Below are 21323 nucleotides of genomic sequence, written 5' to 3' on the forward strand. Positions count from 1 at the left end.
CTTGTGCTGCATCAGGACTTCAGATAGTGACAGTTGTCGACCACGCGTCGCAGCGCGCGGGCATGCTGATGTGCGTTTTTTGGTGTGCTCCAGATACAGGTCAGACAAAACTCCCCACATCGGCACATCAACAGATTTTTCGGACAGTACATTTTGCCCCAGGCGTGATGGCCTCCCGTGACGACCAGCCAGCCATGGGATTCGGCGTAACGTAACGCCGTTTCGATCTCTTTGTTGGGATGCCGCTTCCTTGCCATGTTTTTCCCTATCCTGACGCCGAATTGATAAGTTGTCAACTGACAACCTGATGAAATTATCTTAGTGCGGCTCAGCATGCGCAGACTTTTTCTCGCAGTAAAACAGTCAGGGTATAAACTGGAAAACGTCACACAAAAAACGATCAGCGCCAGAAGTCATCTGGCAGCAGAAGCGATAATCAACGGAGGCAATATGTTTAAAGCAGAGGATTTTGTTCAGTCGAAAACCGGCGGCCCGAAAATGCAGGTGCTGCGCGTAGAAGGCGACACCTTATGGTGTGCACGCGTTGATGATGCGGCGAAAAAAGAGCTCGAAGTGAAAGCAGAGAGCGTCAATCTCTATCACGAAGAGGGTGACTTTGGCGTGTGCTGAGGTGAAACGGCCCCTGACGGGGCCAGACTGTCAGGGCTTATCCTGCTGAAGGTTGTCATTTCCCAGACCGCCAATAAACGGCAGACGCAGCCGGAACGGTGTGAAATCGACTCCCATGTTCAGACCCAGCAGATTGACTTCAAGTCCCTCTTCTGCACCCAGCGTCACTCCCGCCACGCCCAGAATCGACACCTGCAGGCCGCGCCCGGATGGCGGCAGCCCGACCGGACGCCACAGTGGCCGGTAATCTTTACCCAGCGCGTTAGCGGGCAGATCAAGCCTTAAAGCGGGTACTTCGCGGCCAATATGCGCCAGGAAGGTGTTGCTGTTTGGTCCAGGCCAGGCGCGATAGGTTGTCGGCCACGGATAGGATTTAATGGCGGCTTCAATCTGCGGGATCATCGCTTCTGCTTCCGGTCCGCGATGTTCCACCAGCAGCCGCGGTTTTGCGCCATACCAGTAGCCATCAGGCAGGTTGGTGTTGCGCCGGACTTTATCGCCGCTGCCCCAGCTAATCACTTCGTAGCGAGTGAATCGAGTTTCACCTGCGCGCTTGAAGATGATCCACGGATGCACCGCCACCGCCCCTTTCCAGCCATAGGTCGGCGCAGCATAGACCTGTACAATAGCCAGGCTATATAAAGCGCGCGGGTCGGGTGCTATCCCGGACGAATCACGTCGGGCGGTCGCCCAGCCGCCCGGCTCTGCGGTTTCGCTGTGACGCGTCGCCTGCGCAATGCTGGCTCCCAGCGATAGCAGCAGTACGGCAACAAAAAACAGGCTGAACACTTTAAGTGAGAGCATGACAACATTCCTGGTGACGTAAGAATCGCGAATCGCCTGTTCAGCAGGCGGTTTCAGTAAGCGGCGGCTTTGGGATACGGACGATCGGTGAAAGCGGCGGTTAAGAGCGGGACACAACTGACGTCAGTTGCGGGCTTTTACTGCATGGAGGATAGCGTAATTTCCGGCAAAGTGAACAGGAAAACACCAGCGACGGACCTGGATGTGCTGAAAGGTTAAAACAGCGAGTCTGCGCACGGTCAGAGCAATAAAAAAAACCCGCTGAGGAGCGGGCTGCAGACTTATCAGGGATTAACTGGCTGAGGCCAGGTTATTCCCACTCTATTGTCGCTGGTGGCTTACCGCTGATGTCATACACCACGCGGGAGATGCCGTCGACTTCATTGATGATGCGGTTAGAGACACGGCCCAGGAACTCATACGGCAGGTGTGCCCAGTGTGCGGTCATAAAGTCGATGGTTTCCACCGCACGCAGCGAGACAACCCAGTCATATTTACGGCCATCGCCCATCACGCCGACTGAACGTACCGGCAGGAAGACGGTGAACGCCTGGCTGACTTTGTTATAGAGATCCGCTTTATGCAGCTCTTCAATGAAGATGGCATCGGCACGGCGCAGCAGGTCGCAATACTCTTTCTTCACTTCGCCCAGCACGCGCACGCCCAGACCTGGACCCGGGAACGGATGGCGGTAGAGCATGTCGTAAGGCAGGCCCAGCTCCAGACCAATCTTACGCACTTCATCTTTGAACAGCTCACGCAGCGGCTCAACCAGGCCCATCTTCATCTCTTTCGGCAGGCCGCCGACGTTGTGATGCGATTTGATGACGTGCGCCTTACCGGTTGCAGAGGCCGCAGACTCAATCACATCCGGATAGATGGTGCCCTGTGCCAGCCACTTAACGTCCTGCAGCTTCAGCGCTTCTTCGTCGAAGACTTCCACAAAGACGCGACCGATAATTTTACGTTTCGCTTCCGGCTCATTCTCACCTGCCAGCGCGTCGAGGAAGCGCGCTTCGCCTTCAACGTGAATAATGTTGAGGCCGAAGTGGTCGCCAAACATATCCATAACCTGTTGTGCTTCGTTCAGGCGCAGCAGGCCGTTATCCACGAACACGCAGGTCAGACGGTCGCCAATGGCGCGATGCAGCAGCATTGCCGTCACGGAGGAGTCAACACCACCAGACAGGCCGAGGATCACTTTGTCGTTGCCGACCTGCACACGCAGGCGTTCAACCGCATCTTCAATGATTTTGGCTGGCGTCCACAGGGCTTCACATTCACAGATGTCGATAACGAAGCGCTCAAGCATCCGCAGCCCCTGGCGGGTATGGGTCACTTCCGGGTGGAACTGCACGCCGTAGAAACGCTTCTCTTCGTTAGCCATGATGGCGAACGGACAGGTTTCTGTGCTGGCAACGGTCACGAAGTCAGCCGGGATCGCCGTGACTTTGTCGCCGTGGCTCATCCAGACATCCAGCAGCGGTTTGCCAGCGGCGCTGATCGCATCTTCAATATCGCGAACCAGGGCGCTTGGCGTCGTCACTTCAACCTGCGCATAACCAAACTCGCGCTCGGTTGAGCCAGCAACGGTGCCGCCCAGCTGCATCGCCATCGTCTGCATACCGTAGCAGACACCCAGCACCGGCACGCCAGCGCTGAAGACATATTCAGGCGCACGCGGGCTGTTCAGTTCGGTGGTGCTCTCCGGGCCACCGGAAAGGATGATGCCGCTTGGATTGAACTGGCGAATCTGCTCTTCGGTGACATCCCATGCCCAGAGTTCACAGTAAACGCCCAGCTCGCGCACGCGACGTGCAACCAGCTGAGTATATTGTGAGCCGAAATCGAGAATCAGAATGCGATGCTTATGGATATTTTCCGTCGTCATTGAGGGTTTTCCAGAACGGTGACTTAATCAATAAAAGCGCCCGGCTGAAGCCGGGCGGGAAATCGGGATTATGAACCCATGCGGTAGTTCGGTGACTCTTTGGTGATGGTCACATCATGCACGTGGCTCTCATTGATGCCGGCGCCGCTGATGCGGACAAACTCCGCCTTAGTGCGCAGGTCATCAATGGTCGGGCAACCGGTCAGGCCCATGCACGAGCGCAGTCCGCCCATCTGCTGATGCACGATCTCTTTCAGACGGCCTTTATAGGCCACGCGACCTTCGATACCTTCCGGCACCAGTTTGTCAGCGGCGTTATCGGTCTGGAAGTAGCGGTCAGAAGAGCCTTTAGACATCGCGCCCAGTGAACCCATACCGCGATAGGATTTGAACGAACGGCCCTGATAGAGTTCGATCTCGCCCGGTGACTCTTCGGTCCCCGCCAGCATCGAACCGACCATGACACAGGACGCACCGGCGGCGATCGCTTTCGCGATGTCGCCGGAGAAACGGATACCGCCATCGGCAATCACCGGAATACCGGTGCCTTCCAGCGCAGTGACTGCGTCAGAGACAGCAGTGATCTGCGGAACGCCCACGCCGGTTACGATACGGGTAGTACAGATAGAGCCCGGGCCGATACCCACTTTAACGGCGCTGACGCCTGCCGCAACCAGCGCCAGTGCGCCGGCACCGGTGGCTACGTTGCCGCCGACGATTTCAAGGTCCGGGTATTTGGCACGGGTTTCACGGATACGTGACAGCACGCCTTCAGAATGGCCGTGTGAAGAGTCAATCAGCAGCACGTCAACGCCCGCTGCAACCAGCGCATCGATACGCTCTTCGTTACCTGCACCTGCGCCAACTGCCGCACCGACACGCAGACGGCCCTGCTCATCTTTACAGGCGTTAGGTTTACGTTCGGCTTTCTGGAAATCTTTAACGGTGATCATGCCCAGCAGATGGAAGCTGTCATCCACCACCAGCGCTTTCTCAACGCGCTTTTCATGCATCCTGTGCAGCACCACATCGCGCGCTTCGCCCTCTTTCACCGTCACCAGACGATCTTTCGGGGTCATGACTGCAGAGACAGGCTGTGAAAGGTCAGTGACAAAGCGCACGTCACGACCGGTGATGATACCCACCAGTTCGTTGTCGCGGTTAACCACCGGATAACCCGCAAAGCCGTTGCGCTCGGTCAGCGCTTTAACGTCAGCCAGTGGGGTGGTTGGCAGGACGGTCTGTGGTTCAGTCACCACGCCGCTTTCATGTTTCTTCACCTTGCGCACTTCGTCCGCCTGGCGTTCGATTGACATATTTTTATGGATGAAGCCAAGGCCGCCTTCCTGTGCCAGCGCAATCGCCAGACCCGACTCGGTCACGGTGTCCATGGCAGCGGAGAGCATAGGAATATTTAAACGGATATTTTTGGTCAGCTGAGTGCTGAGATCGGCCGTATTCGGCAGGACGGTGGAGTGTGCAGGGACGAGCAGAACGTCGTCAAAAGTGAGTGCTTCTTTAGCGATTCTTAACATGGCAATACTCCACCTCGGGTGATTGAGAATAGATAAAATATTGCCGCGGCATTATACAGGCCGTAATCGATTGCCTCCAGCATTATTTACGAAAAACTCTTGATCCGAACTGACAGCCCTGTAGTATCGATGAATTAACCTGCTGATTTGGAATTTGATCTTCGTCACATGTCGCTGCCACCCATCGCCAATATTTTTACCGTCAGCCGTCTCAATACGACAGTGCGTCAGCTGCTGGAGAAAGAGATGGGCCTGGTCTGGATCAGCGCCGAGATCTCCAACTTCACGCAACCGGCATCCGGTCACTGGTACTTCACGCTGAAAGATGATGGCGCTCAGGTTCGCTGTGCTATGTTCCGCAACAGTAACCGACGCGTTACCTTTCGTCCGCAGCATGGTCAGCAGGTGCTGGTTCGCGCCAACATCACTCTCTATGAGCCACGCGGTGACTATCAGCTGATTGCCGAAAGTATGCATCCGGCGGGTGAAGGCTTGCTGCAGCAGCAGTTTGAACTGCTGAAAGCAAAACTGGCCACCGAAGGACTGTTTGATCCGCAGCATAAGCAACCGCTGCCGGAACCGGCGCGTCAGGTCGGGGTAATCACCTCTTCCACCGGCGCGGCGCTGCACGATGTGTTACGCGTGCTGCATCGCCGTGATCCCTCCCTGCCCGTGGTCATCTACCCGACCGTAGTTCAGGGCGTCGATGCGCCAGCGGCTATCGTCCGCGCAATAGAAATCGCCAACCTGCGCAACGAGTGCGACGTCTTAATTGTCGGACGCGGCGGCGGTTCGCTGGAAGATTTGTGGGGCTTTAACGATGAACGCGTGGCGCGCGCCATTTTTGCCAGCCGCATTCCCATCGTCAGCGCGGTGGGTCATGAAACCGATGTCACCATTGCCGACTTCGTTGCCGATTTACGTGCACCCACCCCTTCCGCCGCGGCTGAAATTGTCAGCCGTAACCAGCTGGAGTTACTGCGTCAGTTGCAGTCACAGCAACAGCGGCTGGAGATGGCGATGGATTACTACCTGGCACGTCAGCAGCGGCTTTACTCCCGCCTTGAACATCGTCTGCAACAGCAGCATCCGCAGCTGCGTCTGGCCCGTCAGCAGACCGCCCTGTTCCGCCTGCAGCAGCGACTGGGAGAAGCGATGGAAAACCGCCTGCGTCAGGCCACGCGTCAGCAGGATCGCCTGTCGCATCGACTCAATGCCCAGCAGCCTCAGCAGCGGCTGTTCGATGCGCAAAAACAGCTGCAAAGCTGGCACTACCGCCTGCAGCAGAGCATGACAAAACAGCTGAGCACCAGCAAACAGCACTTTGGTCAGTTGGTGGCGCAGCTGGAAGGCGTCAGCCCGCTGGCGACGCTGGCGCGCGGTTTTAGCGTGACCACCGACACTGCCGGACAGGTGGTGAAGAAAACCGCACAGCTCCAGAGCGGCGACCTGCTCCGTACCCGTCTTGATGATGGCTGGGTTGAAAGCCAGGTGACGCAGTTACTGCCTGAGAAAAAGCGCCGCCGCAAAACCGCCTCCTGACTCTGCCCGTCAGCTCACACTTTTACACTTAACGCTGGCCTGACTAATGAGGTTTAACCAGCCTGAAGGGTCTATACTTTCTGGCACATTCCCTGTCGCCAGGGCGTTTCAGATGGCTTGCCAACGTTGTTGCCTCAGAAAAGCGCCGCCGCAAAACTGCCTCCTGACTCTGCCCGTCAGCTCACACTTTTACACTTAACGCTGGCCTTACTAATGAGGTCTAACCCGCCTGACGGGTCTATACTTTCTGGCACATTCCCTGTCGCCAGGGCGTTTCAGATGGCTTGCCAACGTTGTTGCCTCAGAAAAGCGCCGCTGCAAAACTGCCTCCTGACTCTGCCCGTCAGCTCACACTTTAACACTTAACGCTGGCCTCACTAATGAGGTCTAACCAGCCTGACGGGTCTATACTTTCTGGCACATTCCCTGTCGCCAAGGAGTTTCAGATGGCTTATTGCGTTATTCCTCCCTATATCCTTCGCAAAATCATCGCGCACGGTTCCGGCCACCAGCAGGAGCAGGCGCGTCGCACCCTGACACACGTCCAGCACCTGATGGCGGAACACTGGCAAAAGCAGCCGGTGGCAAAATCCGCGGCAGGCGGCCACGTGGATCGTGAAATTTATGATGCGCAAAGTCAGCAGACCCTGCCAGGTAAGTTGATTCGTCAGGAGGGCCAGCCCGGCAATGACGACGTGGCGGCTGAGGAAGCATGGGACTATCTTGGCGTAACCTATGACTTCTTCTGGCAGGCTTATCAGCGTAATTCGCTGGATAATCAGGGGCTGAAATTGCTCGGTACCGTGCACTACGGTGACAAATACCAGAACGCCTTCTGGAACGGTCAGCAAATGGTATTTGGTGATGGTGACGGCGAAATCTTTAATCGCTTCACCATTGCGATTGACGTTGTGGCGCATGAACTGGCGCATGGCGTGACGGAAAATGAAGCCGGCTTGATCTACTTCGAGCAGGCTGGTGCACTGAACGAGTCGCTGTCAGATGTGTTTGGCTCGCTGGTGAAACAGTTCAGTAAAAAACAGCGCGCCGATGAGGCGGACTGGATTATCGGCGAAGGCCTGCTGGCAAGCGGCATCAATGGGCGTGGTCTGCGATCGATGTCTGAACCTGGCTCGGCCTATGATGACCCGATGCTGGGCAAAGATCCGCAACCGGCACACATGGATCACTACGTGAAGACACGTGAAGATAATGGCGGGGTTCATATCAACTCCGGCATCCCTAACCGGGCTTTTTATCTGGCAGCAACAGCGCTGGGTGGTTATGCGTGGGAACAGGCGGGATATGCCTGGTACGATACGGTGTGTGACGACGTACTGCCACAGGATGCTGACTTTAAGACCTTTGCCCGCTTCACCGTTCAGCATGGTAAAAAACGGTTCAACGAATCGGTCGGCAGTGCCATTGAACAGGCGTGGAAGGAGGTTGGCGTGCTATGAGTGACCTGCCCGAACTCACTGATGACGCCACCATCATCGTCGCGCGTGAAGGCGGCATGGCCTTTATTCCGGGGCTACGCGCCGAACGACGCTTTATGCTGGGCGATCTGCCGCCGCCAGAAAGAGAGCGCGTCTGCCATGCGCTGCAGCAGGCGATGCCGCTGGGCGAACCGGAGGAGAAAGCCGCGCAGGTGGGCAGTGGCGATCAACGCTATTTTCGCATCCAGATTCAGTATGCAACCCACCGCGAGGTCGGGACGATAGTGCTGTTGATTCCGGAACAGGTGGCGCCGCCTGAGTTGCAGGCGCTGTGGCGCGACGGCAAATAAGCAAAAAAAAGGGCCGACAATGTCGGCCCGCAGACTGCTGATAATCCGATGTGCATCTGTTAGCGACAAATGAGCTTAAAGCGAAGGTAACACGTTCAGAGGAGGAAAGCGTCCCGCGCCATGGACGGCGCGGGCCGAGCAGTCATGGATGACGATTTTGCGACTTTCCGATCTGACCGTGTTCCCTGAGCATGCTCGGTCTTACAGCGAACCAGGCAAGACTTTTCCGTAAAAAAGGGCCGACAATGTCGGCCCTTTTCATTAAGTGTTGTTACTTGCTGTCTGGCAGCGCGTAAGCAATTACATAATCACCACGGTCCGGTGACTGACGTGCGCCACCTGCCGAGATCAGGATGTACTGCTTACCATCTTTCGGTGAGACGTAGCTCATCGGGCCACCCTGACTGCCTACCGGCAGACGTGCTTTCCACACCTCTTTCCCGGTTGAAGAGTCAAAGGCGCGCAGATAGTAATCCTGCGTACCCGCGATGAACACCAGGCCGCCCTGCGTGGCCAGCGTACCGCCCAGCGTTGGCATGCCAACCGGCATTTTCACGCGCATCTTGATACCGAATGGTCCGGTATCCTGCACCGTGCCGACCGGCACCTGCCAGACGATTTTCTGCGTTTTCATGTCAATCGCCGACAGCGTACCAAATGGCGGTTTCTGACATGGGATACCCAGCGGTGACATAAAGCGATTTTTATTCACAGCATATGGCGTGCCTTTCAGCGGAACGGCACCCATACCGGTGTTGATCGCTTCGCCGCCGTTGCTGCCACGCGCAATATTGCTGGTATCAGCCGGGATCATCTGAACCCACAGACCCAGACGCATATCATTGACGAACAACAGGTGGTTGTTCGGATCGACCGACATGCTGCCCCAGTTCATACCGCCCAGCGAACCCGGGAAGCTCAGAGACTTGTCGGTGTCCGGCACGGTGAACAGGCCATCATAGCGCATGGATTTGAAGCCGATGCGGCAGGCCAGCTGATCAAACGGCGTGGCACCCCACATGTCAGACTCTTTCAGCGTCTGGTTGCCAATCTGCGGCATCCCGGTCGAGTGTGGCTGCGTTTTGGTGTACTGCTCGTTCGGGATATGACCCTGCGGCATCGGCAGTTCTTCGACTTTGGTCAGCGGCGTGCCGGTCATACGGTCAAGTACGAAGATCATGCCGGTTTTGCCGCCAATCACTACCGCAGGTGTGGTAGTGCCATCTTTTTGCGGGAAGTCGATCAGGCTTGGCTGCATCGGCAGGTCAAAGTCCCACAGATCGTTATGCACGGTCTGATAGACCCACTTCTCTTTACCGGTCGTGGCATCCAGCGCCAGAACCGATGCGCCATATTTGTGATCCAGTTCAGTACGGTTCGCACCCCAGAGGTCAACCGACGAACTGCCCATTGGAATGAACACGGTGTTCATTGCCGGGTCGTAAGACATCGGCGCCCATGAGTTCGGCGTACTGCGGGTATAATCTTTACCCGGCATCAATATCGCATTCGGGTCAACATTGCCTGGGTCAAACGCCCAGCGCATCTGGCCGGTGATAACGTCAAAGCCACGCAACACGCCACCCGGCATATCCGTCTGCACGTTATCCGCTACGCGACCGCCGACCACCACAGTGGTGCCAGCCAGGGTTGGCGCTGAGGTCAGCTGATATTGCGGATCCGGTGCCTTGCCCATGCCCGCTTTGAGATCAACGATGCCGTGATCGCCAAAGTTTTCACAGAACTCACCGTTGTCAGCATTGATCGCAATCAGACGCGCGTCGATGGTGTTCATCAGAATACGACGCTGACAGCTGTCACCGGCTGGCAACACTGCGGCAGTCACAGGTGAAGACCCCGGCTTATCTGGCTGCTGCAGCGGTTTTGTGGCGTCAAAGTAAGCCAGACCACGACAGCGCGGCCAGACTTCCGCTTTGGCATTGATTTCACGTTTCCAGATCTGCTTACCGCTGTTGGCTTCAACGGCGATGACGTTGTTGTGCGGTGTGCAGAGATAAAGGGTGTTGCCAATCTGCAACGGTGTCTGCTGATCTTCTGCGCCGTTGCCGGTCGGGCTGACAGGGGTATCACCGGTGCGGAAAGTCCAGGCCACCTGCAGATCTTTCACGTTGTCGCGGGTGATTTGATCCAGCGCCACAAAGCGGCTGCCCTGCGGAGTATTACCGTAGTTATCCCAGTCTTTCTGCTGTTTCGCTTTATCTACCGGGATCAGCGGCAGCTCTTCGCCCGTGCCTGCAACGGTAGGATGTGGCTGGAACATCTGCACCAGCGTAACAACCATGCCTGCCGCCAGCAGCGCAGAGAACGCATAAGAGGGTTTTGCCAGTGAGTGCTTACCTTCATGCTTACGCAGTGAAGGCCAGATCAGGAAGGCAAGCAGCATCAGTCCGGCAGGCACCATCAGGCGTGATACCAGCGGCCAGAACTCCAGGCCCGCGTCGAACAGCGACCAGATCAGGGTGCCGACAAAGACCAGCAGGAACAGAATCACTGCCGAGGATTTGCGACGGAAGAACTGAATTGCGGAGAGTACAGTGACGATACCCGCAATTAAAAAGTACCCGCTGCCACCAAGTGCAACCAGTTTGCCGCCGCCAATTGCAAAAAACAGACCGGTGGCAAGCAGCACCAGTCCGAGCAGCACGGATGCTATTCCCAGCCCCTTTCCGGAGCGGGAGGATGTTTCAGCCATAATACTTACTCTCCTGAATAAACAGAGCGCCCGGACAGATGGCCTTCCGGACGCCGGCGCGATAAGGCAGTCCGCGCCAGGCACCGCTCGGTTTCAAATCGAATATAAACAGACCCGCGTCCGTGAGATCGAGGGGCCGGAAGAACACGGATGTGGCTTGCCCCTCCCACGACGCGGCAGGATTGTACCACCTGGTACATTACAGAGTGAACATCTACAACTCATTTGTTACGGCGCAATAGCATTTTTGCTACAAAATGAGCCAGTCGTCGCTCTGAATTCTCAGACGTTTTAAGCGTAGCTGAAAGCGGCGTCAGTGACCTGGCGGCTGGAAAAGGACGCGCTTGCGGGAGATAAGGCCATGTCCGTTCCGGCAAAAATAGTCCACCGCGCCGCAGGCTTTGAGCACCTCAAGCGGCTGATGACACGCCGGACAGCAGGGTTGTGCGGGGTAATGCGTACCGCAGGTATTACAGATAAATTCACCGTCGCTGAGCGATAGCGGTTGCTGACATTTTTCGCAAATAATAGTCACTATTTTCTCCCTGCTCCGGTTTATTCAGGGCAAAAAAAAGAGGGCCAGATGGCCCTCTATTCTTAACGCTTGTTCTTTTTCATATGCGCCAGCAGACGCTTACGTTTACGCTGCTGCGTTGGTGTCAGCAGGTTACGTTTGCCTTCATAAGGGTTATCACCCTCTTTGAACTGAATACGAATTGGCGTTCCCATCACGTTGAGTGATTTACGGAAATAGTTCATCAGGTAGCGTTTGTAAGAATCGGGCAGATCCTTAACCTGATTACCGTGGATTACCACGATAGGCGGGTTATAGCCCCCCGCGTGCGCGTATTTGAGCTTAACGCGACGACTGCGTACCAGCGGTGGCTGGTGATCGTCTGCCGCCATGTTCATGATACGGGTCAGCAGCGAGGTGTTTACACGCTTCGTCGAACAGTCATAGGCTTCAGTGATCGACTCAAACAGATTGCCGACGCCGCTGCCGTGCAGCGCAGAGATAAAGTGGATGCGGGCGAAGTCGATAAAGCCCAGACGGTAGTCCAGTGTCTCTTTCACTTCATCACGCACTTCCTGCGACAGGCCATCCCATTTGTTGACCACAATCACCAGCGAACGACCACTGTTGAGAATGAAGCCAAGCAGCGACAGATCCTGATCGGAAATACCGGCATGGGCATCAATCACCAGCATCACCACGTTGGCATCTTCAATCGCCTGCAGCGTCTTGATCACCGAGAATTTCTCTACAGTGTCAGAGATTTTGGCACGCTTACGCACGCCCGCCGTGTCGATCAGAACGTATTCACGTCCATCACGCTCCATCGGAATATAGATGCTGTCGCGGGTGGTACCCGGCATATCGTAGACCACTACGCGGTCTTCACCGAGAATACGGTTGGTAAGCGTTGACTTACCTACGTTAGGACGGCCAACAATCGCCAGTTTGATCGGCAGGCCCGTCGGGTCGAAGTTTTCTTCTTCCTCGGCGGCTTCCTGCTCAGCAATCTCGTCAGCTTCAAGCGCAGCCCAGTACGCCTGGTTCTCTTCTTCTTCCGTGAGCTCGACCGTCTCAACTTTGTCCATCCATGGCAGCAGTGCCTCTTCTATCAGGCTGCTCACACCACGACCATGCGATGCCGCAATGGCGTGGATCTCGCCCAGGCCCAGTGAATAGAAGTCCACAACCGCCTGATCAGGATCCATCCCGTCAGTTTTGTTGGCCACCAGGAAAGTCGCTTTCTGGCGGGAACGGAGATGCTTAGCGATTTGCTGATCGGCGGCCATCATGCCCGCACGCGCATCGACCATAAACAGCACGACATCCGCTTCTTCAATCGCCAGCAGTGACTGCTCGGCCATCCGCGTTTCAACACCCTCTTCGGTGCCGTCGATACCACCGGTATCAATAACAATAAATTCGCGCCCTTCCACTTCGGCGCGACCATATTTGCGATCGCGAGTCAGTCCAGGAAAATCCGCTACCAGCGCATCACGTGTGCGGGTTAAGCGGTTAAATAGCGTAGATTTTCCCACATTGGGACGCCCAACCAGCGCGACCACAGGTACCATAACAAAATGCCTCAATAAATAATTAATCGCCCGAATGGCGTGATTATAACGGCTCTGGCCGTCAAGTTCAGGCTTAAGGCGCAAAGAATACCATGCCTGACTAAAAACGAAACGGCCCCTGATTAAATCAGGAGCCGTCGGAACGGAGGATTTCACCTGCCAGACGTGTACCCGTTAACGGGTAATCGCATAAACCTCACCATCTTTCGACTGGATCAGCAGCTTATCGCTGGCGACCACCGGCTCGGTCTGGAAGCCTGAGCTATCCAGTTTCTGCTGCGCAACAAAACGACCATCCGTGGTGTTCAGCCAGTGCAGATAACCTTCGCTGTCGCCGACAACCAGATAGCCGTTGTAGAGCACCGGCGAAGTCAGGTTGCGATGCAGCAGATCGCTTTGACGCCAGATGGCGACACCGCCGTCAGCGTTGAGCGCAATCACACGATCGTCCTGATCGACCAGATAAATGCGGCCGGCATCTACAATCAGATCTTTCACACCGCCAATTTCGCGTTTCCACAAAATCTGGCCGGAACGCAGATCCAGTGCTGTCAGATTGCCGTTATACGCCAGCGCGTAAACCACGCCATTGACGATAACCGGTGTGGTATCGACATCGTTAAGACGATCGATCTCAGTGGCACCGCTGACCTGGGAAATACGCTGCTGCCAGACCAGTTGTCCCTGGTTCAGCACCACGGCACTGACACGACCATTGTCGCCACCGACAATCGCGCCACCAAAAGCGACAGCCGGAGCAGATTCACCGCGCAGAGACAACGCTGGCATATCCAGGTTAACGCTCCACTTCACGGCACCGCTGCTCTGATCCAGGCCCTGCAACATGCCGTTGCTGGTATGAACCAGCACCAGACCATCGCTGACTACCGGACGTGACAGGGCTTCACCGGCGACTTTCGTCTGCCACGCCAGGCTACCATCACTGCTGTTGAGGGCATAAACCTGGCCGCGCTCGCTGCCAACATAGACCCGATCGCCATCAGCCGTCAGGCCACCTGATAACATGGCTGAGCGATTTTTAGAGAAGAAGCCGGTTTTCTCAGAGAGATCGACTTTCCATTTTTCTTTACCGTCTGCGGCATCGAGCGCTTTGACGATACCAAAGCGGTCGGCAGCATAAACCGTATTATCCTGCCAGGCAGGATGCAGATTTGAGTAGAAATCACCGACACCATCGCCTACCGAGGTGCTCCACACTTTCTGTGGCGTGAACTGATTTTCCACCTTCGGTAACGGGGCCATTTTTACTACATCTTCTTCGCCGCTAAACAGCGAACAACCGCTGAGCAAAGTGACTGAAATCAGTCCCGGCAGCAGGTATTTACGTAATTCCATGCGCTCTCTCTTGACTGGCTTAGCTTAAGTTATTCATCTTCATCTGCATCATTTGCTTCAATGCCGGAGAGGCGTCAGATTCAACCCCTTTACTCCAGGCATCGCGCGCGCCCTGCTTGTCGCCTTTGGTCAGCAGCGCTTCGCCGCGAATATCGGCCACAATGGCTGTCCAGCCATCACCCTTCACACCGTCAAGGGTTTTAAGCGCCGCATCCGCTTGATTCTGTTGCAGTTGAATGCGTGCCAGGCGCAGGTTAATCACCGCCTGCAGATTGGCATCTTTGGTATCTTTCAGTCCGTTTTGCAGCAGCGTCGCGGCTTTATCAAGCTGACCGGCGTCAACATACTGCTTCGCCAGATCCATCGCAGCCAGCGCACCGTAGGTGTTGCTGTTTTCACTGGCAAAACGGTTTACCGCTTCCAGCGTCTCCGGTTTGCCCGCCTGCATGGCGCTGGTGAGCTGCTGATACTGCGCTGATACTGTCTTCGCCGTATCGTCCTGATGACTGCTCCAGTAACGCCAGCCGCCCAGCGCAGCAATGCCGATCACCACGCCAATAGCTAACGCTTTGCCATTGTTGGCAAAAAAGTTGCGCAGCGCGTCGGTCTGCTCGTTCTCATTGCTATACACTTCCACGCAATCCCTCTCCTTTCTATGGTTGGTGCTGTGTCACGCTTACTGTAACAGCGAGCGCAAGACAGCAGCAGCCTCTGCCTGATCCAGCGTTTGCTGCTCGCCACGGCGCAGATCTTTAATCACGACCTGACCGGCTTTGACCTCGTCCTCGCCTAACACCAGTGCGACGCGAGCGCCCCACTTGTCAGCACGGGCAAACTGTTTCTTGAAGTTGCCGCCGCCAAAGTTGGTCATCAGCCTCAGTTCTGGCGCTTCATCACGCAATTTCTCAGCCAGCTGCATTGCTGCAGACTGCACGCCCTGACCTGAAGCGATAACATAGACATCCACATTGCTCGTCGGTTCAAATTCAGGATTAACCGCCTGAACCAGCAGCACCAGACGCTCCATGCCCATGGCAAAGCCAACGGCAGGTGTTGCGCGCCCACCGAGCTGCTCAACCAGGCCATCATAGCGACCGCCACCACATACCGTGCCCTGTGAACCCAGGCTATCGGTGACCCACTCAATCACGGTGCGATTGTAATAATCAAGACCGCGTACCAGACGCTGATTGACGGTGTAGCTGATCCCGGCGTCATCCAGCAGGGCACACAGGCCGCTGAAATGTTCGCGTGATTCGTCATCAAGATAGTCGCCAAGCTGTGGCGCATCATTCAGTAGCTGCTGAATATCGGGATTTTTAGTGTCGAGAACGCGCATCGGATTGGTGTACATGCGGCGTTTACAATCCTCATCCAGCACCTCTTTATGCTGTTCAAGGAAGGCGACCAGCGCGTCGCGGTAATGCGCGCGTGCTTCCAGCGAACCGATAGAGTTGAGTTCCAGACGAACGTGCTCAGAGATACCCAGGGCTTTCCACCAGCGGGCGTTCAGCATGATCAGTTCAGCATCGATGTCCGGTCCCTGCAGACCAAACACTTCCACGCCAATCTGGTAGAACTGACGATAGCGGCCTTTCTGCGGACGCTCATAGCGGAACATCGGGCCCATATACCACAGGCGCTGCTCCTGGTTGTAGAGTAAACCGTGTTCAATACCGGCTCGCACGCAACCTGCAGTGCCTTCCGGACGCAGCGTCAGGCTTTCACCGTTGCGGTCTTCGAAGGTATACATCTCTTTTTCAACCACGTCGGTGACTTCACCGATGGCGCGTTTAAACAGTGGGGTTTGCTCCACCAGCGGTAAGCGAATTTCGCTGTAACCGTAGCTCGCCAGCGTCTGCTTGAGAACGCCTTCAATCCGTTGCCAGAGGGCGGTATCCGCAGGCAGGTAGTCGTTCATCCCGCGAATCGCCTGAATATTCTTCGCCACGTTAGAATCTCTTAATGCAAAAAAACCTGTCCGGCATCATACCTTATGAGGATGAAACCGCACAGGTTCAGTCAAAAAAGTCACGCACGCAAACCGCGTACGCCATTATTTTTCCAGATGCTGCACATCAATACGGCGACTGGCATCCAGCATCGACGCTTTAGCACGAATGCGCGCTTCCAGCTGATCGATCATGTCATTGTTGTCGAGACGATCGCGCTGACGCACACCATCTTCGTAGAAACCACTCTTCTTGCTGCCGCCGGTCACGCCCAGCGTAGAGAGAGTCGCCTCGCCGGGTCCGTTGACCACGCAGCCGATAATGGAGACATCCATCGGGGTGATGAGGTCTTCCAGACGCTGCTCCAGCGCGTTGACCGTGCCGATAACGTCGAACTCCTGACGTGAGCAGGTCGGACAGGCGATGAAGTTGATGCCACGAGAACGGATGCGCAGTGACTTGAGGATATCGAAACCGACTTTGACTTCTTCTACCGGATCGGCGGCCAGCGAGATACGCAGCGTATCGCCGATCCCTTCTGACAGCAGCAGACCCAGTCCAATCGCCGATTTCACTGCGCCAGCCCGCGCGCCGCCCGCTTCGGTGATACCGAGATGCAGTGGCTGTTCAATCTGTTTCGCCAGCAGACGATAAGATTCAACCGCGAGGAAAACGTCAGAGGCTTTAACGCTGACTTTGAATTGATCGAAGTTAAGACGGTCGAGATGATCGACATGGCGCATGGCAGATTCCAGCAACGCCTTCGGCGTCGGCTCGCCATACTTTTCCTGCAGATCTTTCTCCAGCGAACCGGCGTTCACGCCAATTCGAATCGGAATATTGTTGTCGCGCGCGCAGTCGACCACCATACGGATGCGCTCATTGTTCCCGATATTACCGGGATTGATGCGCAGGCAGTCGACGCCATACTCGGCGACTTTCAGGGCGATGCGGTAGTCAAAATGAATATCTGCAACCAGCGGGACGTTTACCTGCTGTTTGATCAGTCTGAATGCTTCTGCGGCATCCATGGTAGGCACCGAGATACGAACGATATCGACACCGACTCGCTCAAGGGCTTTGATCTGATTTACCGTCGCCTCCACGTCAGTGGTGCGGGTGTTGGTCATCGACTGGACAGCGATGGGTGCGCCGTCACCGACCGGCACCTTGCCGACGTAAATGCGTTTGGATTTACGACGGATAATGGGTGCTTCGTTATGCATATTTCTTCTCCACAATTGCCCGGTACGCGATACGCTGTTATTGCGCACCCAACGTCAGGCGAGCAACCTGGTTATTACGGATAAAACGACTTAAATCAACGGGCTGATTCTGATATTGCACCTGAACAGCGGAAGGCGCGCCAATTTTCAGACGATACGGAGGCGTTCCTGCGAGGCTGAGTTTACCACCACTGCGCTGAATGCCGCTGAACAGTTTTTTGCCGGTGGCATCGCTCACTTCCAGCCAGCAGTCGGCGTTAAAGGTCATCACCACCGCATTAGGGTCAGCAGCCGGTTCACTGACCGCCGCTGCACCTACTGGCATCTGAGGTGCCGTGCTGTTATTGGTATTCGTGTTAGCGGCCGCAGGTGCAGCCGCTGAGTTGTCCACGGGCACCTGGCTCGGTGAAACCACGGCATTGCTGGTGGTATCCGGCTGTGCGGTGGTCGCGCTATTGCTGCCAGTGGCGGCCGGAGCCGCACTCGCTGGCGCACTGGCTGCGCTGTTGTCACTGGTGGTATTGCTTTCGTCAGGTGCGGCAGGTGCCGCGCTGTCACCGCTGGATTCACCCAGCGGAATGGACTGGCCGCTATCACCGCTGCTGCTGTTCTGATCGGTCATCGGCACCAGATCATCCTGCGACTCTTTATGATTCTGCCACCACCAGGCACCGGTCAGGCCCACCACCACAAACACCACCAGCCAGGTGAAAATCATCAACCAGCCGTCGCGTTTCTTGCGGCGTTTGCCCAGCGAGTAACTTTGCATCGGCTCGATCTTTGAAGCCCGAATCGGTGTCTGTTTCGCCATCATCGGCAGCAGTTCCTCTTCAGGAATGTGCACCAGACGCGCGTAGGAGCGAATGTATCCGCGCAGGAACGTGGAGGCCAGATCGGCAGGCGATTTGTCTTCCTCGATATCACGCACGGTAGAAAGTTTCAGGCACAGGCGTTCAGCGACGTTCTGCTGCGTCAGCCCCATCTGCTCACGGGCCAGACGCAGGCGTTCACCTGTTGAATGTAATGCAGAGTTTTCTTGAGTGGCTTCAGTATTCATTAGCTAAATAACGCTGGTACTGTATCGATTGCGGAAAACGTCGCGCTAACTGGTCGCCATAACGTGAAACGTCAGCGGCATCTCCCTGTAGCGCGGCGAAACGTAAGTGTAACGCCAGACTTCGTGCCGTTGCGGGCAGCTGTTGCTGGTAAACATCAAGCAAAACCTGCACCTTCGCCAGATGGTTATCTGCCATCTGCTTTTCAGCTTCCGACAGCAGCGAATCAGCTTTGCGTCTGTCAGCCTCAATGGCCTGGCGTAGTGTCCTGCGGGCAGCGGCAATATCGCCAGCCTGCAGATAACAAAACCCTGCCAGTTCAAGCGCGTCATTGCGTGCATCAAACTGCGGTGCTGCGCTTGCCCGACTAAACTGTTGATGCGCTTCGCCATACTGCCTTAAAGCGCAGAGAAACGCACCGTAATTGTTAGCAACAAAACCATTATCCGGGGCCTGCTGCTGTGCCAGTATAAACCGTGCCTGCGCCGCTGTCTGATTACCCTGCTTCTGCGCCAGTCGAGCCAGCGCAAGCGAGACCCGGTAATCCTCTGGCGCGGCGGCCTGTGCCCGCAGAAAGTTTCGCTCAGCTGCGGCATAGTCGCCACCCGCCAGATAGTGCATCCCTAACTGCAGACGCACCTCTTCTGCTCCGGGTTCGTGATGCTGGCTGACACACCCGCTTACAACAAACAGCGCCAGTAAAACTGCAGGTAATCCGTTACGCATAATCGTTTCCATCCGGTTGACGTTGACAGGCTGCAGCCTGCCACGCGTCATCACTTCAGGAAACGCTCTGAGTCACTCTTCTAGAGAGCCTTCACAGAGATGGCTTCACCCGCCATTTTTTTACGCATCGTACGCTTGGTACGGTCGATCACCTCACCGGCTAACTGACCACAGGCGGCATCGATATCGTCGCCACGGGTTTTACGCACGATGGTCGTAAAACCATAGTCCATCAGGACTTTGGAGAAACGATCGATGCGGCTGTTGGAGCTACGGCCATAAGGCGCGCCCGGGAAGGGGTTCCAGGGGATCAGGTTGATTTTACACGGTGTTTCTTTCAGTAATGCGGCGAGTTCATGCGCATCATCTGTGCTGTCATTGACGTGATCCAGCAACACGTACTCGATGGTCACGCGTCCCTGATTGGCGTTGGATTTGCCAATGTAGCGTTTCACCGCCGCCAGGAAGGTTTCGATATTGTACTTTTTGTTGATCGGGACAATATCATCACGCAGCTTATCGTTAGGCGCGTGCAGGGAAATCGCCAGCGCGACGTCGATCATATCGCCCAGTTTATCCAGCGCAGGCACCACACCCGAGGTAGAGAGGGTCACGCGACGCTTCGACAGACCAAAACCGAAGTCATCCAGCATGATCTCCATCGCCGGGACCACGTTATTGAGGTTGAGCAGCGGCTCGCCCATGCCCATCATCACCACGTTGGTGATAGGACGCTGGCCGGTGATTTTGGCTGCGCCGACAATTTTCGCCGCGCGCCACACCTGACCAATAATTTCTGACACCCGCAGGTTACGGTTAAAGCCCTGCTGTGCGGTCGAACAGAATTTACACTCCAGCGCACAACCCACCTGTGAAGAGACACAGAGCGTGGCGCGGTCCCCTTCCGGGATATAGACCGTTTCCACCAGTTGGTCGCCCACGCGAATGGCCCATTTGATGGTGCCGTCGGTAGAGCGCATCTCTTCTGCCACTTCTGGCGCACGGATCTCCGTCAGCTCCATCAGCCGGTTACGCAGCTTTTTGTTGATGTCGGTCATCTGCTCGAAGTCATCGCAGCAGTAGTGATAAATCCACTTCATGACCTGATCGGCGCGGAAAGGCTTTTCGCCCAGCGACAGGAAGAATTCGCGCATCTGCTGACGGTTGAGATCCAGCAGGTTTATTTTCTGGCTTTTGGGGGAGACGACAATAGGGGATGCGGACGCGGACGTCACAATCTGTTCGGACATAATATTCTCTGGCCTCGTTGTTACACGTTATGGCGCTGTTCAGGGATAGGTGAAAAAAATTGCGCCTTCATTAAGCTGAGTCAATGAAGGCGCAATATTGTACAACATCTGCAGCCTGATAACAGGCGGGAGTGACCTCCCCTACGCAGATTTTTGTAAAGCCGACGTAACGTTTATCGCCAGGCGATTAACGGGTACGTGGGCAGATTTCGTTTTCGCCAAAGAAATAAGCGATTTCGCGGGCAGCGGATTCAGCAGAATCTGAACCGTGCGTGGCGTTTTCGGTGAAGCTGTCAGCGTAGTCAGCACGCAGTGTGCCAGCCAGTGCGTTTGCCGGGTTAGTGGCACCCATCAGGTCACGGTGACGCTGAACGGCATTTTCACCTTCCAGCACGGAAACAACAACCGGGCCAGAGGTCATGAATTCAACCAGACCATCGAAGAATGGCTTGCCCTGGTGCTCAGCGTAAAAACCTTCAGCCTGCTCTTTGCTCAGCTGCAGCATTTTTGCGCCAACGATTTTGAAGCCAGCGCTTTCAAAACGGTTGTAGATAGCACCAATCACATTTTTAGCGACGGCGTTTGGCTTGATGATAGAAAAAGTACGTTCGATTGCCATGATGACCTCTGTCTTGACGTTCTGAAGAAACCGGTGGCGTCCGCCCCGGTTAAGAAACGGCGCCGATTATAGGGGCTGAGTCCGGCATTGCCTATCAGAGATCCCTAATTTGATGAAAAATCTTGATCTGAGTCGAAGCAGACGCGC

19 protein-coding genes are annotated in these 21323 nt (G+C 55.7%); 4 read left to right on the forward strand and 15 right to left on the reverse strand.

The genetic code is table 11. From position 1 onward, the window contains the following. Positions 1-11: 11 nt before the first annotated feature. Positions 12-257 (reverse strand): hypothetical protein, encoded by a 246-nt coding sequence (locus tag ACMGGP_RS12820; RefSeq protein ID WP_010671328.1) that lies wholly within the window; start codon positions 255-257, stop codon positions 12-14. A gap of 193 nt (positions 258-450) precedes the next feature. Between ACMGGP_RS12820 and ACMGGP_RS12825 the strand changes: the two genes are divergently transcribed. Then, positions 451-630 (forward strand): GDFGVC terminal motif YodC-like protein, encoded by a 180-nt coding sequence (locus ACMGGP_RS12825; RefSeq protein WP_498798497.1) that lies wholly within the window; start codon positions 451-453, stop codon positions 628-630. Positions 631-660: 30 nt separating this feature from the next. Here the strand turns inward: ACMGGP_RS12825 and ACMGGP_RS12830 are convergent, their stop codons facing one another. From ACMGGP_RS12830 to guaB, 3 genes are all read right to left on the reverse strand, one after another. Beyond that, positions 661-1434, reverse strand: coding sequence for a DUF3750 domain-containing protein (locus ACMGGP_RS12830; protein WP_163798867.1), 774 nt, complete (start codon positions 1432-1434; stop codon positions 661-663). A 310-nt stretch (positions 1435-1744) separates the two neighbouring features. After that, positions 1745-3325: a glutamine-hydrolyzing GMP synthase gene (gene guaA, locus ACMGGP_RS12835; protein ID WP_022624130.1), complete on the reverse strand. Its 1581-nt coding sequence runs from the start codon at positions 3323-3325 to the stop codon at positions 1745-1747. Positions 3326-3393: 68 nt separating this feature from the next. Further along, positions 3394-4860, reverse strand: coding sequence for an IMP dehydrogenase (gene guaB / locus ACMGGP_RS12840; protein WP_010671324.1), 1467 nt, complete (start codon positions 4858-4860; stop codon positions 3394-3396). A 147-nt stretch (positions 4861-5007) separates the two neighbouring features. On the opposite strand from guaB, the gene xseA reads away from it, so the two are divergent. The 3 genes from xseA (at position 5008) to ACMGGP_RS12855 (ending at position 8191) form a co-directional block, all read left to right on the forward strand. Then, the gene (gene xseA, locus ACMGGP_RS12845; RefSeq protein WP_498798498.1) at positions 5008-6402 is read left to right on the forward strand and encodes an exodeoxyribonuclease VII large subunit; all 1395 of its coding nucleotides are present in this window, start codon (positions 5008-5010) and stop codon (positions 6400-6402) included. A gap of 446 nt (positions 6403-6848) precedes the next feature. Further along, a complete protein-coding gene (locus ACMGGP_RS12850) occupies positions 6849-7862 on the forward strand; it encodes a M4 family metallopeptidase (protein ID WP_498798499.1) in 1014 nt (337 codons plus the stop codon). Beyond that, positions 7859-8191, forward strand: coding sequence for a protealysin inhibitor emfourin (locus ACMGGP_RS12855; protein WP_010671321.1), 333 nt, complete (start codon positions 7859-7861; stop codon positions 8189-8191). The genes ACMGGP_RS12850 and ACMGGP_RS12855 overlap by 4 nt, the downstream gene beginning before the upstream one ends. Positions 8192-8462: 271 nt before the next feature. On the opposite strand, the gene ACMGGP_RS12860 is transcribed toward ACMGGP_RS12855, so the two are convergent. The 11 genes from ACMGGP_RS12860 to ndk all read right to left on the reverse strand — a co-directional run bounded on the left by ACMGGP_RS12860 (position 8463) and on the right by ndk (position 21176). Continuing rightward, on the reverse strand, positions 8463-10904 hold the full coding sequence (locus tag ACMGGP_RS12860) for a glucose/quinate/shikimate family membrane-bound PQQ-dependent dehydrogenase (protein WP_498798500.1): 2442 nt from the start codon (positions 10902-10904) through the stop codon (positions 8463-8465). 313 nt (positions 10905-11217) lie between these two features. Beyond that, on the reverse strand, positions 11218-11439 hold the full coding sequence (locus ACMGGP_RS12865; RefSeq protein WP_010257531.1) for a zinc ribbon domain-containing protein: 222 nt from the start codon (positions 11437-11439) through the stop codon (positions 11218-11220). A 62-nt stretch (positions 11440-11501) separates the two neighbouring features. After that, complete coding sequence (der, locus tag ACMGGP_RS12870) at positions 11502-12992, reverse strand: ribosome biogenesis GTPase Der (protein ID WP_010257536.1); 1491 nt, start codon at positions 12990-12992, stop codon at positions 11502-11504. A gap of 174 nt (positions 12993-13166) precedes the next feature. Then, entirely contained in the window at positions 13167-14348 is a 1182-nt protein-coding gene (gene bamB, locus ACMGGP_RS12875) for an outer membrane protein assembly factor BamB (RefSeq protein WP_033769690.1), read from the reverse strand. Between the two features lie 19 nt (positions 14349-14367). Beyond that, on the reverse strand, positions 14368-14985 hold the full coding sequence (locus ACMGGP_RS12880) for a YfgM family protein (protein ID WP_010257542.1): 618 nt from the start codon (positions 14983-14985) through the stop codon (positions 14368-14370). Between the two features lie 39 nt (positions 14986-15024). Then, complete coding sequence (gene hisS, locus ACMGGP_RS12885; protein WP_010257545.1) at positions 15025-16299, reverse strand: histidine--tRNA ligase; 1275 nt, start codon at positions 16297-16299, stop codon at positions 15025-15027. A gap of 105 nt (positions 16300-16404) precedes the next feature. Then, the gene (gene ispG, locus ACMGGP_RS12890; RefSeq protein ID WP_498798501.1) at positions 16405-17526 is read right to left on the reverse strand and encodes a flavodoxin-dependent (E)-4-hydroxy-3-methylbut-2-enyl-diphosphate synthase; all 1122 of its coding nucleotides are present in this window, start codon (positions 17524-17526) and stop codon (positions 16405-16407) included. A gap of 37 nt (positions 17527-17563) precedes the next feature. Continuing rightward, the gene (gene rodZ / locus ACMGGP_RS12895) at positions 17564-18583 is read right to left on the reverse strand and encodes a cytoskeleton protein RodZ (RefSeq protein WP_498798502.1); all 1020 of its coding nucleotides are present in this window, start codon (positions 18581-18583) and stop codon (positions 17564-17566) included. Beyond that, positions 18573-19307, reverse strand: a complete 735-nt coding sequence (pilW, locus tag ACMGGP_RS12900) for a type IV pilus biogenesis/stability protein PilW (RefSeq protein ID WP_029519436.1) — start codon at positions 19305-19307, stop codon at positions 18573-18575. The genes rodZ and pilW overlap by 11 nt, the downstream gene beginning before the upstream one ends. Positions 19308-19387: 80 nt before the next feature. Next, the gene (gene rlmN / locus ACMGGP_RS12905; RefSeq protein ID WP_010257560.1) at positions 19388-20557 is read right to left on the reverse strand and encodes a dual-specificity RNA methyltransferase RlmN; all 1170 of its coding nucleotides are present in this window, start codon (positions 20555-20557) and stop codon (positions 19388-19390) included. Between the two features lie 187 nt (positions 20558-20744). Beyond that, positions 20745-21176, reverse strand: coding sequence for a nucleoside-diphosphate kinase (gene ndk / locus ACMGGP_RS12910; protein WP_003848684.1), 432 nt, complete (start codon positions 21174-21176; stop codon positions 20745-20747). Positions 21177-21323 lie beyond the last annotated feature (147 nt).

It is taken from the genome of Curtobacterium sp. BNK-1 (assembly GCF_048685235.1).
Taxonomy (GTDB): Bacteria; Pseudomonadota; Gammaproteobacteria; order Enterobacterales; family Enterobacteriaceae; genus Pantoea; species Pantoea agglomerans.

Coding starts and splice junctions, on each gene's coding strand:
- ACMGGP_RS12820 (WP_010671328.1), bottom strand. CDS start 257: ATGGCAAGGAAGCGGCATCCCAACAAAGAGATCGAAACGGCGTTACGT.
- ACMGGP_RS12825 (WP_498798497.1), top strand. CDS start 451: ATGTTTAAAGCAGAGGATTTTGTTCAGTCGAAAACCGGCGGCCCGAAA.
- ACMGGP_RS12830 (WP_163798867.1), bottom strand. CDS start 1,434: ATGCTCTCACTTAAAGTGTTCAGCCTGTTTTTTGTTGCCGTACTGCTG.
- guaA (WP_022624130.1), bottom strand. CDS start 3,325: ATGACGACGGAAAATATCCATAAGCATCGCATTCTGATTCTCGATTTC.
- guaB (WP_010671324.1), bottom strand. CDS start 4,860: ATGTTAAGAATCGCTAAAGAAGCACTCACTTTTGACGACGTTCTGCTC.
- ACMGGP_RS12850 (WP_498798499.1), top strand. CDS start 6,849: ATGGCTTATTGCGTTATTCCTCCCTATATCCTTCGCAAAATCATCGCG.
- ACMGGP_RS12855 (WP_010671321.1), top strand. CDS start 7,859: ATGAGTGACCTGCCCGAACTCACTGATGACGCCACCATCATCGTCGCG.
- ACMGGP_RS12860 (WP_498798500.1), bottom strand. CDS start 10,904: ATGGCTGAAACATCCTCCCGCTCCGGAAAGGGGCTGGGAATAGCATCC.
- der (WP_010257536.1), bottom strand. CDS start 12,992: ATGGTACCTGTGGTCGCGCTGGTTGGGCGTCCCAATGTGGGAAAATCT.
- bamB (WP_033769690.1), bottom strand. CDS start 14,348: ATGGAATTACGTAAATACCTGCTGCCGGGACTGATTTCAGTCACTTTG.
- ispG (WP_498798501.1), bottom strand. CDS start 17,526: ATGCATAACGAAGCACCCATTATCCGTCGTAAATCCAAACGCATTTAC.
- rodZ (WP_498798502.1), bottom strand. CDS start 18,583: ATGAATACTGAAGCCACTCAAGAAAACTCTGCATTACATTCAACAGGT.
- pilW (WP_029519436.1), bottom strand. CDS start 19,307: ATGCGTAACGGATTACCTGCAGTTTTACTGGCGCTGTTTGTTGTAAGC.
- rlmN (WP_010257560.1), bottom strand. CDS start 20,557: ATGTCCGAACAGATTGTGACGTCCGCGTCCGCATCCCCTATTGTCGTC.
- ndk (WP_003848684.1), bottom strand. CDS start 21,176: ATGGCAATCGAACGTACTTTTTCTATCATCAAGCCAAACGCCGTCGCT.